Below are 10,398 nucleotides of genomic sequence, written 5' to 3'. Positions count from 1 at the left end.
CCACCCGCCCGGCGCGCTGCTGGTGTTCGTCGGCCTCGACCGGATCGGCCTGTCCGGCGGCGCCTGGGCCTCGGCGCTGGTGGTGCTGGTCGGCGCGCTGACCGCAGTGGCGGTGCCGGTGACCGTGCGCGCGGTGGCGGGCGAGGAGCGCGCCCGCGCCGTGCTGCCGTTCGTGGCGCTGTTCCCCGGCGCGGTGTGGGTCGGCGTGTCGGCGGACGGGCTGTTCGCCGGTGTCGCGGCGGTCGGCATCGCCCTGCTGGCGTGCCGCCGGGCCCTGCTCGGCGGCGTGGTGCTGGGGTTCGCGGTGTTCCTGTCCTACGGGCTGGTGCTGCTCGGCCCGCTCGCGCTGGCCGTGCTGTGGCCGGACCGGCGCGGGATCGCGCGGGCGGTGCTCGGCGCGCTGGCCGTGGTCGGGGCGTTCGCGCTGGCCGGGTTCTGGTGGCTGGACGGCTACCACCTGGTCGTGGAGCGGTACTACCAGGGCATCGCGTCCTCCCGCTCCTACGGCTACTGGGTGTGGGCGAACCTGGCCGCCGCCGCGGTGGCCACCGGCCTCGCCCCGCTCGCGGGCCGGTGGCGCGGCCCGGCGCTGCGGCTGGCGGGCCCGGCGGCGCTGGCGATCCTGCTCGCCGACCTGTCCGGTCTGAGCAAGGCCGAGGTCGAGCGGATCTGGCTACCTTTCACGGTGTGGCTGCTCGTGCTCGCGCCCCGGCGGCGCGGGTGGCTGGCCGCCCAAGCGGCGACCGCGCTCGCGGTCGACCACCTCCTGCTGACGAACTGGTGAGGCCGTGGACGAGTCGGTGACCGGGCGGGTGCTCGTCGTGGACGACGACGCGACCGTGCGCGACGTGGTGCGCCGCTACCTGGAGCTGGCGGGCCACGAGGTCGAGCTGGTCGGCGACGGGGAGCGGGCCCTGCGCCGCTGCGCCGAGCACCCGCCCGACGTGGTCGTGCTGGACCTGATGCTGCCCGGCGTGGACGGCCTGGAGGTCTGCCGCAGGCTGCGGGCGCGCGGCGCGGTGCCGGTGGTCATGCTCACCGCGCTGGGCGAGGAGGAGGACCGCATCGCCGGGCTCCAGCTCGGCGCGGACGACTACGTCACCAAGCCGTTCAGCCCGCGCGAGCTGGCGCTGCGGGTCACCTCGGTGCTGCGCCGCGCCCGCGCCGCCACCGCGCCGGGCCCCGAGCTGGTCGACGGCGAGCTGCGGCTGGACCTGGGTGCCCGGTCGGCCCGGCTCGGCGCTCGGGAACTGGCGCTGACCAGCCGCGAGTTCGACCTGCTCGCCTTCTTCCTGACCCACCGGGGCACCGCCTTCAGCCGCGCCGAGCTGCTCTCCCGCGTCTGGGGCTGGGAGTTCGGCGACCAGTCCACGGTCACCGTGCACGTGCGGCGGCTGCGGGAGAAGGTCGAACCCGACCCCGCCCGGCCGGTGCGCATCACCACCGTGTGGGGCGTGGGCTACCGCTACGACGGGACCGCCTGATGCTCGTCGAGATCTCCCACATCGCCCCCTACGCGGTGCTGTTCTCGCTGCCGCTGGCGCTGCTGGGCGCGGTGCTGCTGCGCAGGCTCAGCGGCGGCTCGCTGACCACCGCGCTGACCGTGCTGGCCATCGTGCCCGTGGTGGCCACCATCGGCGGCGTGCTCGCGGTCAGCGGGTTCATGTTCACCCCGATTCTGACCACCACGCTGCTGGTGTGCCTGCTGGTGGCCGCGGTGACCGTGCCGACCGCGGTGCTGCTGGGCCGCGCGCTGGCCCGCCGCAGCGTGTGGGAGCGGGAGGCCCGCGCCCGCGAGCGCGCAGCCGAGGCGTCCCGACGCGAACTGGTCGCCTGGATCAGCCACGACCTGCGCACCCCGCTGGCGGGCATCCGGGCGATGGCCGAGGCGCTGGCCGACGGCGTGGTCGCCCGACCCGACGAGGTCGCCGACTACGCGGCCCGGATCAGCGCGGAGGCCGAGCAGCTCTCGGGCATGGTGGACGACCTGTTCGAGCTGTCCAGGATCACCGCGGGCGCGCTGCGGCTGACCCTGTCGGAGGTGCCGCTGGCGGACGTGGTCAGCGAGGTGGTCGCCGCCGAGCACCCGGTGGCGCGGCGCAAGGGCGTGCGGCTGCGGGCCGACGCGCCGACCTGGCCGGTGGTGCTGGGCAGCGACCCGGAGCTGGCGCGGGTGGTGCGCAACCTGCTGTCCAACGCCATCCGGCACACCCCGCCCGACGGCACGGTCGCGGTGCGGGTCGACGTGGACGGCGGCGAGGCGCTGCTGCACGTGGACGACTCCTGCGGCGGCATCCCCGAGACCGACCTGCCGCGCGTGTTCGACGTGGCCTTCCGCGGCACGCCCAGCAGGCAGCCGGTCGGCGGCGGCCTCGGGCTGGCCATCGCGCGCGGCCTGGTGGAAGCCCACCGCGGCACCATCGACGCCCGCAACCACGGCCGGGGCTGCCGCTTCGAGGTGCGGCTGCCGCTCAGCGCAGCGGGTCCGACGCGAACCGCTTGACCCCCTCGGCGAACCCCGTCGCCGCCCGGAACCCCAGCAGTTCGGCCGCCTTGGCCGGATCGCCCACCACGTGCCGCACGTCCGCGGCCCTGGCCCCGCCGACCACCCGAGGTCGCGGCCCGCCGCACGCGTCGGCCAGCTCGTCGGCCAGCTCGCCGACGGTGCGCGGCTCGCCGGAGCAGATGTTGAGCGGGGTGAAGGAGCCCTCCTGCTGCGGCGTGTCCACGGCCAGCACGTTGGCCCGCGCGACATCGCTGACGTGCACGAAATCCCGGCGCTGACGGCCGTCTTCGAGGACCGTGGGCGCCTCGCCGCGCTCCAGGGCCGACCGGAACAGCGACGCCACGCCCGCGTAAGGGGTGTCGCGCGGCATCCGCGCGCCGTAGACGTTGTGGTAGCGCAACGCCCACACCTGGCCGCCGGTCTGCCGCGCCCACGCCGCCGCGTAGTGCTCCTGGGCGAGCTTGCTGGCCGCGTAGGTGCTGCGCGGGTCCAGCGGCGCGTCCTCGGGCACCAGCAGCGGCTCCAGCGCCGCCCCGCAGCGCGGGCACGGCGGCTCGAAGCGGCCTCGCGCCACGTCCTCGGCCCGACGCGGACCGGGCCGCACGACGCCGTGCTCGGCGCACCGGTACCGGCCCTCGCCGTAGACCACCATCGACGACGCCAGGACCAGCCTGGTGACGCCCGCCGCGTGCATGGCGGCCAGCAGGGCGGCGGTGCCGTAGTCGTTGTTGAACGCGTAGCCGGGCGCGTCGGACGGGTCGAGCCCGTGCCCGACCAGCGCCGCCTGGTGGCACACCACGTCGACACCCGCGAGATCGGCGGGTCCGATCGCGGTGACGTCGGCGACACCGGAGGCATCGGCGGGCCGCTCGCGGTGCGCCTGGGGCAGGTAGGCGTCCAGCACGACCACCTCGTCACCCCTCGCGGTGAGCAGGTCGGCGATGTGGGAACCGATGAAGCCGGCGCCGCCGGTGAGGAGAACTCGCACGTCGTCGAAGTTAGGGGTGATCCGGCCCGGCCGAGGCGCGTGGCGACGTGACGTCACGGAACCGTCAGATCTCCCATTGGTTACGGTGATCCGCATGGAACGCAGCGCGCAGCGCCTGGGACGCGCCCTCGTCGTGATCGTGGACGACCGGGTCGCGCACGGTGAGCACGAGGACAGCACGGGACCGCTGGTCACCGAACTGCTGGAGGAAGCAGGCTTCATCGTCGACGGCACGGTCGCGGTGGAAGGCGAGGTGGTCGGCATCCGCGCCGCGCTGAACACAGCCGTGATCGGCGGCGTGGACCTGGTGGTCACCGTGGGCGGCACCGGTGTGTCGCCGCGCGATGTCACCCCCGACGCCACGCAGGGCGTGCTGGACCGGCCCATCAGCGGCATCGCCGAGGCGCTGCGCGCCTCCGGCCTGGCCGCGGGCGCGGTGGACGCGGGCATCTCCCGCGGCCTCGTGGGTGTGTCCGGCAGCACCCTCGTGGTCAACCTCGCCGGATCGCGCTCCGCCGTGCGCGACGGCATGGCCACCCTGTCCGCCCTGGTGCCCTACGTCATCGAACAGCTCTCCGGACTCGACGAGGCATGACCGACCAGACCCCCGAGCCGACCGGCGGCGAGGACGCGGCCCGCGCCGCGGCCCGCCGCCGCCGGTTGGCGGAGGTGTTCGGCGAAGTGCTGCCCGACACCACCACCGACGAACGCCCCACCCCCGCCCCCATCGACTCCTCTGACGACTCCTGGTACCAGGAGAACCGCCCACCCCACCACGGCACCTGACCCAGCACCGGCAAGTACTACCCGAGGTGCCCACCAGGGCCGGTAACTACTACCCGAGGTGCGGACGCGGCCGGGTGGGCTCACCCTCTCCTGGCGCGGGCGCTCCGCTCAGCGCCGAGGCCCGGCCGGACCGGACGGCCCGCCGTGGGCCGCGGGGCCGCCAGGGCCGCCCGGCCCCCGGTAGCCGGGGTGGGCGGTGCCCAGCTGCTCGACCCGCGCCGAGGCGGTGGACGGCCCACCGATCCCGCCCACCGCGCCCGCCGGGGCTCCGCCCTGGCGGATCAGCAGGTCGCGGATCTCCATCAGCAGCTCGACCTCGGTCGGCTCGGACGGGCCCGCTTCCTCACCCCGCTTCCGGCGCTCCTTGATCTTGTTCATGGGCATCACGAAGACGAAGTAGACGACGGCGGCGACGATCAGGAAGTTGATCACCGCGGTGATCAGCGCGCCGAAGTCCATCAGCGTCTTCTCGTTCTTGTCCACCAGCTGCACGGCCAGGCCGTCGACGTTCTGCCCGCCGAACACCGCGACGATCGGGTTGATCAGGTTGTTGGTGAACGCGGTGACGATCGCGCCGAACGCGGCGCCGATGACCACGGCCACCGCCAGGTCGATGACGTTGCCGCGCATCAGGAAGTCCTTGAAGCCCTTGATCACAGCCAGCTCCTCCGAGGGGACGTGCTTGAGGTCAGCGGAGGGTAGCCGGATCGGGGCACGGTGATGCCTGAGGCGTCGGCACCGGATCAACGCGCGGGATCAGCGCGTGGGATCAGCGCGCGGGATCAGCGCAGGGTCACCGCCAGTGGGTGCTCCAGCGACTCGGCGGCGACCGCCGTGGCCGCCGCGCGGGCCGTCGAGACGACCACCGACTCCCGCTCGCGCACGGACACCACGGTCGCGTCCTCGGCCAGCACGCGCGAGTCCGCGCCGACCACGTCCACCCGGCTGCCCGGCCGCAGCAGCGCCGCCACCTCCGGGTCGGCCAGGCGGATCGGCACGGACGCGGCATCGGGATCGGGCGCGGCCAGCCGGGCGTCGGTCAGCGGCTCACCGGCTCGGGCGGCGCTGACCAGGACGCGGTCGCGCGCCGCCGCCAGCGGCACCGCGCCCGAAGGCCGCAGGTCGGGAGGGACACCGACCACCCTGAGGTCGGCTGCGGACAGCGCGACGCCGGGAGCCAGGTCGCGGGCGGCCACCACCACCTCGACCGGAGCAGGCTCCGGCCACACCACCAGCGCGGCTCCCACCAGCGCCAACACGCCCGCCAAGATCTTCCGGAACAGGATCATGGCCACGACGGTAGGGGCCGGGCGGGGCCGCGCGACAGCGGCGACCCCCGAGCTGTGGACAACTCGGGGGCCTGTGGACAACTCGGGTCAGGAAGCCGCCGCGGCGGGCGCGGAGGAGCTGGAGGACGACGACTCCGAGCTCTTCGACGAGGACGACGAAGACGACGAAGCGGGCGACGACGAGGACGACGAGCGGCTGTCGTTGCGGTAGAAGCCGCTGCCCTTGAACACCACGCCCACCGCGCCGTAGAGCTTGCGCAGCTTGCCGGAGCACTCCGGGCACACCGTCAGCGCGGAGTCGGAGAAGGACTGCACCGCTTCGAACCGGTGGTCGCACTCGGTGCAGGCGTACTGGTAGGTCGGCACGGTTGCCCCTCCACGAGTCCTGGTTGGCACTCTCACGACGAGAGTGCCAGCACGATGATGCGCCAGGTGGCATACGTGGCGCAAACCTCACAGGTCAACGCCACAGGGCAGCCGGATCAGTCCCCGCGAAGGTGTGAGAACGGCATCAACCCGCACGTCGTGCGGCTCGCTGGGCAGCGAGTCGACGAACTCGTCGTCGCGCACCACGGCCACCAGCGGCGCCGAGGTCAGCGGCAGCGACCGGTCGTAGTGCCCGCCGCCCTTGCCCAGCCGCACCCCGGACCGGTCCACCGCCAGCGCGGGCACCAGCACCAGCGCGGCCGAGGCCACCGCCGAGGCGCCCAGCGGCGGCCCCACCGGCTCGCGCAGCCCGTACGGGCCGGGGCGCAGCTCGCCGGTGTGCTCGGCCCAGTCCAGCGGCGCGTCGCCGACGACCACCGGCAGCAGCACCCGGTACCCCGCCCCGCGCAGCGACTCCAGCATCTGCGCGGAGCCCGGCTCGCCGCCGACGGCCAGGTACGCGCACACCACCTGACCGGGGCGGACGCCGAAAGCGGCGGTCGCCAGCAGCACCTGGGAAACCATCGGCGCGGCGGGCGCGCCACGCCGCGCCGCGCGCAGCCGCGAGCGGTGCGCCGCCTTCCGGTCACGTTCGTCGGACGTCATCGCGGACCACCCCAAGCACGTCGTTACGCTCGCTGTTCATGAGCGCCTTCACGACAGCAATCGTGCCCGCGGCTGGTCTGGGCACCCGCTTCCTCCCGACCACCAAGGCGGTGCCCAAGGAGCTGCTGCCGGTCGTCGACACCCCCGGTATCGAACTGGTCGCCACCGAGGCCGCCGAAGCCGGGGCGACCAAGCTCGTGATCGTGACCTCCCCCGGCAAGGACGCCGTGGCCCAGTACTTCCGCCCCCAGCCGGAGCTGGAGCAGACCCTGGCCGAGCGCGGCAAGACCGACCTGGTCGCCAAGGTCCGCCGCGCCCCCGAGCTGCTCCAGGTGGAGACCGCCATCCAGGACAAGGCGCTGGGCCTCGGCCACGCGGTCGGCTGCGCCGAGGGCAACCTCACCGGCGCCGACGAGGCCGTGGCCGTGCTGCTGCCCGACGACCTGGTGCTGCCCACCGGCGTGCTGACCAGGATGGCGCAGGTCCGCGAGCGCTTCGGCGGCACCGTGCTGTGCGCCTTCGACATCCCGCGCGAGCAGATCTCCGCCTACGGCGTGTTCGACGTGCGCGAGACCGGCGACGACGACGTCAAGCAGGTCGTCGGCATGGTCGAGAAGCCCAAGGCCGAGGACGCGCCGTCCACCTTCGCCGCCGCCGGCCGCTACCTGCTGGACCGGGCCATCTTCGACGCCCTCAAGCGCATCACCCCCGGCGCGGGCGGCGAGCTGCAGCTCACCGACGCCATCGCGCTGCTGATCAACGAGGGCCACCCGGTGCACGTCGTGGTCCACCGCGGCGGCAGGCACGACCTGGGCAACCCCGGCGGCTTCCTCAAGGCCGCGGTCGACTTCGCGCTGGAGCACCCCGACTACGGCCCCGAGCTGGCCCAGTGGTTGCGGGGACGGCTCAGCGGGTCCTGAGCGAGGATCGGTGCATGAGGATCGGCACATGAGGTCAGTGGAGGAGCAGCTCGCCAGGGTGATCGCCGCCGCCGTGCGCCCCGCGCCGGTCCGGGTGGCGATCCCCGAGGCGCAGGGCCTGCTCTGCGCCGAGGAGGTCGTGGCCGAGCGCCCGCTGCCCGGTTTCGACCAGGCGGCGGTGGACGGCTACGCGGTGCGCAGCGTGGACGTGCAGGGCGCCGCCGAGCAACCGGTGCCGCTGCCGGTGGTCGGCGAGATCCCGGCGGGCTCGCGCCAGCCCCGGCGGCTGCAGCCCGGCCAGGCGGTCCGCATCGCGACCGGCGCGCCGCTGCCGACCCTGGCCGACGCCGTGGTCCCGCTCGGCTTCACCGACGGCAACCCCGCGAAGGTGACCGTGCAGCGCCCGGTGCCGTCGGGGGCGTTCGTCCGGCGCACCGGCGAGGACGTGCAAGCCGGTGACGTGGCGGTGCGCCGAGGCGCGGCCATCGGCGCCGCCCAGGTCGGCCTGCTGGCCGCGGTGGGCCGCAACAAGGTGCTGGTGCACCCGAGGCCCAGGGTGTCGGTGATCTCCATCGGCGAGGAGCTGGTCGACGTGGACCGCACGCCCGGCCAGGGCCAGGTCTACGACGTCAACTCCTACGCGCTGGCCGCCGCCGCCCGCGACGCCGGGGCCGAGGTGAGCCGAGTCGGCATCCAGACCGCCGACCCGCGCAGGCTGCGCGAGGTGGTCGAGGGCAGGCTGCTGCTGTCCGAGATCGTGGTCGTCGCGGGTGGCGTCGGGGGCGCCATCGGCGACGAGGTGCGCGCGGCGCTGGCCGACCTGGGCGAGCTGGACACCACGCGGGTGGCCATGCACCCCGGCTCCGTGCAGGGCTTCGGCAGGCTCGGCCCGGACGCGGTGCCCACCTTCCTGCTGCCCGCCAACCCGATGAGCGCCCTGGTGGTGTTCGAGGTGCTGGTCCGGCCGCTGATCAAGGCCGCGCTGGGCAAGCGCAACCCGTACCGCCGGGCGGTGGCCGCCCGGCTGCTCTCGCCGCTGACCTCCACCAAGGGACGGCGCGGCTTCCTGCGCGGTCAGCTGCTGCGCGACGCCGACACCGGCGAGTACCTGGTGCAGCCGCTGGGCACCGCCGGCTCGCACCTGCTGGCCTCGCTGTCGGAGGCGAACTGCCTGGTCATGGTGGACGAGGACGTGACCGAGATCGCGGTGGGCGAAGAGGTCATGGTCAGCTTCCTGGCTCAGAGGGGGTAGATGAGCGCGGGTCCGACCTGGGAGGGCGGGGGCAGGCACCCCGGCTGGCCCGCGCGGCTGGGACCGCTGCGGGTGGACGCGGGGCTGGTCGCCCTGCGCCCGCCACGGCTGTTCGACGCCTCGACGTGGTCCCGCCTGCGGCTGCGGGACCAGGCCCACCTGGAAGACTGGGAGCCGACCGCGGTCGGCGGCTGGTACGACCGCAACTCCGCGATGTCCTGGCCCGCCCAGTGGTCCTCGCTGCGCGCGTCGGCCCGGCGCGGTCAGGCGCTGCCGTTCGTGATCACCGTGGACGGCGAGCTGGCGGGGCAGATCACCGTGGGCAACGTGGTGCGCGGGGCGCTGTGCTCGGCGTGGGTGGGCTACTGGGTGGCCGCCGACCGCGCGCGCGGCGGCGTGGCCACGGCGGCGCTGGCGCTGGTGGTCGACCACTGCTTCGGCGAAGCCGGGCTGCACCGGCTGGAGGCCACCGTGCGGCCGGAGAACGCGGCGAGCCTGCGCGTGCTCGGCAAGGCCGGGTTCCGCGAGGAGGGGCTGTTCCTGCGCTACCTGGACGTGGCGGGCGACTGGCGCGACCACCTGTGCTTCGCGATCACCGCCGAGGAGACCTCCCCGGAGGGCCTGGTGCGCCGCCTGGTCGCCCAGGGACGCGCCCGAACAGCCTGATAAGCAGGCCGAACGGCTCAACTTCGCTCACCCGAAAGTGGGTGATACACCACACTTTGGTACGTGCTCCGGTCGGCGTGGCTCCGACACGGGTGTGACTGTTGTGACTAGCGTGGCGCGTGCACTACGCGTCGGCAGGGGGAGGTGACGGGGATGCCGAGCTCGCTGATCGTGGTCGGACTGGTCGTGGCCTGGCTGGTCGTCCTCGTGCCCATGGTGGTCCGCAAGCGGGCCGACGCGCGGAGCAGCGTGGAAGAGGAGTACGACACCGTGCCCGAGTCCGAGCTGGAGTTCGACGACTACGACGACTTCGAGGAGTACGAGGCCGAGTACCGCCCGTTCCGCCCCGGCCGGGGCGGCTACGACCCGGAGACCGCGGCCATCGTCGCGCAGGCCAAGTACGCCTTCCGGCGTCGCGTGGTCGGCACGCTGCTGCTCACCGCGCTGGTCACGGGCGTCGTGGCGGGCTTCGTGCACCCCCTGGTGTGGTGGGCGCACGGCGCGGTCGACCTCGCCCTCGTCGGCTACCTGTCCTACCTGCGCCGCCAGGTGCGCATCGAGGAGGAGATCCGCGCCCGCCGCCAGGCCCGGCTCGCCCAGCGCCGCCGCCACGCCCGCCGCGCCGAGCCGCGCCCGCCGGTCGCGCGGCCCGAGTTCGAGGAGGAGGCCGCCGAGTACGGCCTCGATCCGCAGCCCCGCTTCGAGCACCACGTGCGCCCCGGCACGGTCGTGGTCGACCTCGACGACGAGGACCCGGTGTTCGTCGAGCTCGACGGCCCGGAGGCGCTGCCCTACCGGCGCGCGGTGGGTGAGTGAGGGGGGTGGCGAAAGCACCCTCCGGCTACTGCTATGCTTTCCCCGCACGACAACAGAACACGGGGCTGTAGCGCAGTTGGTAGCGCGACTCGTTCGCATCGAGTAGGTCAGGGGTTCGATTCCCCTCAGCTCCACTCGCCTCG

At 74.2% G+C, this 10,398-nt stretch carries 13 protein-coding genes, 1 tRNA gene and 1 pseudogene; 10 read left to right on the top strand and 5 right to left on the bottom strand.

What is annotated here, in order from left to right:
• The 3 genes and pseudogenes from IEZ00_RS36045 to IEZ00_RS00065 form a co-directional block, all read left to right on the top strand.
• Positions 1-784: pseudogene (locus IEZ00_RS36045) on the top strand (hypothetical protein); the annotation flags it as partial.
• 4 nt (positions 785-788) lie between these two features.
• A complete protein-coding gene (locus tag IEZ00_RS00070) occupies positions 789-1,484 on the top strand; it encodes a response regulator transcription factor (RefSeq protein WP_189220951.1) in 696 nt (231 codons plus the stop codon).
• Positions 1,484-2,503 (top strand): sensor histidine kinase, encoded by a 1,020-nt coding sequence (locus tag IEZ00_RS00065; protein WP_189220950.1) that lies wholly within the window; start codon positions 1,484-1,486, stop codon positions 2,501-2,503. Before IEZ00_RS00070 ends, IEZ00_RS00065 begins: the two co-directional genes overlap by 1 nt.
• On the opposite strand, the gene IEZ00_RS00060 is transcribed toward IEZ00_RS00065, so the two are convergent.
• Positions 2,472-3,494, bottom strand: a complete 1,023-nt coding sequence (locus IEZ00_RS00060) for an NAD-dependent epimerase/dehydratase family protein (protein WP_189220949.1) — start codon at positions 3,492-3,494, stop codon at positions 2,472-2,474. The two genes, IEZ00_RS00065 and IEZ00_RS00060, sit on opposite strands and share 32 nt — an antisense overlap.
• Positions 3,495-3,588: 94 nt before the next feature.
• Here IEZ00_RS00060 and IEZ00_RS00055 point away from each other — a divergent pair, with 94 nt between their 5' ends.
• Together IEZ00_RS00055 and IEZ00_RS00050 are read left to right on the top strand one after the other, a co-directional pair.
• The gene (locus tag IEZ00_RS00055) at positions 3,589-4,089 is read left to right on the top strand and encodes a MogA/MoaB family molybdenum cofactor biosynthesis protein (protein WP_189220948.1); all 501 of its coding nucleotides are present in this window, start codon (positions 3,589-3,591) and stop codon (positions 4,087-4,089) included.
• Positions 4,086-4,280, top strand: a complete 195-nt coding sequence (locus IEZ00_RS00050; RefSeq protein ID WP_189220947.1) for a hypothetical protein — start codon at positions 4,086-4,088, stop codon at positions 4,278-4,280. The genes IEZ00_RS00055 and IEZ00_RS00050 overlap by 4 nt, the downstream gene beginning before the upstream one ends.
• Before the next feature lie 108 nt (positions 4,281-4,388).
• Here the strand turns inward: IEZ00_RS00050 and mscL are convergent, their stop codons facing one another.
• From mscL to IEZ00_RS00030, 4 genes are all read right to left on the bottom strand, one after another.
• Positions 4,389-4,937 (bottom strand): large conductance mechanosensitive channel protein MscL, encoded by a 549-nt coding sequence (gene mscL / locus IEZ00_RS00045; protein ID WP_189220946.1) that lies wholly within the window; start codon positions 4,935-4,937, stop codon positions 4,389-4,391.
• Positions 4,938-5,062: 125 nt separating this feature from the next.
• The gene (locus IEZ00_RS00040; protein WP_229794827.1) at positions 5,063-5,569 is read right to left on the bottom strand and encodes an SAF domain-containing protein; all 507 of its coding nucleotides are present in this window, start codon (positions 5,567-5,569) and stop codon (positions 5,063-5,065) included.
• Positions 5,570-5,656: 87 nt separating this feature from the next.
• Positions 5,657-5,935 (bottom strand): FmdB family zinc ribbon protein, encoded by a 279-nt coding sequence (locus IEZ00_RS00035; RefSeq protein ID WP_189220945.1) that lies wholly within the window; start codon positions 5,933-5,935, stop codon positions 5,657-5,659.
• Positions 5,936-6,022: 87 nt separating this feature from the next.
• On the bottom strand, positions 6,023-6,601 hold the full coding sequence (locus IEZ00_RS00030; protein ID WP_189220944.1) for a 5-formyltetrahydrofolate cyclo-ligase: 579 nt from the start codon (positions 6,599-6,601) through the stop codon (positions 6,023-6,025).
• 38 nt (positions 6,602-6,639) lie between these two features.
• Between IEZ00_RS00030 and IEZ00_RS00025 the strand changes: the two genes are divergently transcribed.
• The 5 genes from IEZ00_RS00025 to IEZ00_RS00005 all read left to right on the top strand — a co-directional run bounded on the left by IEZ00_RS00025 (position 6,640) and on the right by IEZ00_RS00005 (position 10,389).
• Positions 6,640-7,521: a UTP--glucose-1-phosphate uridylyltransferase gene (locus IEZ00_RS00025; RefSeq protein ID WP_189220943.1), complete on the top strand. Its 882-nt coding sequence runs from the start codon at positions 6,640-6,642 to the stop codon at positions 7,519-7,521.
• 28 nt (positions 7,522-7,549) lie between these two features.
• Positions 7,550-8,773 (top strand): molybdotransferase-like divisome protein Glp, encoded by a 1,224-nt coding sequence (gene glp, locus IEZ00_RS00020; protein ID WP_189220942.1) that lies wholly within the window; start codon positions 7,550-7,552, stop codon positions 8,771-8,773.
• Positions 8,774-9,439 carry a GNAT family N-acetyltransferase gene (locus tag IEZ00_RS00015; protein WP_189220941.1) on the top strand — a complete coding sequence of 222 codons (666 nt, stop codon included), beginning with the start codon at positions 8,774-8,776 and terminating at the stop codon, positions 9,437-9,439.
• A 153-nt stretch (positions 9,440-9,592) separates the two neighbouring features.
• Positions 9,593-10,255 (top strand): divisome protein SepX/GlpR, encoded by a 663-nt coding sequence (gene sepX / locus IEZ00_RS00010; protein ID WP_189220940.1) that lies wholly within the window; start codon positions 9,593-9,595, stop codon positions 10,253-10,255.
• 61 nt (positions 10,256-10,316) lie between these two features.
• Positions 10,317-10,389 (top strand) — tRNA-Ala (locus IEZ00_RS00005).
• The last annotated feature ends 9 nt before the right edge of the window (positions 10,390-10,398 follow it).

Origin of the sequence: Saccharothrix coeruleofusca (assembly GCF_014648515.1) — a bacterium.
GTDB classification, from domain to species: domain Bacteria; phylum Actinomycetota; class Actinomycetes; order Mycobacteriales; family Pseudonocardiaceae; genus Actinosynnema; species Actinosynnema coeruleofuscum.
The sequence above is the reverse complement of the archived record's forward strand: the minus strand, read 5'-3'. Positions and strand labels throughout refer to the sequence as shown.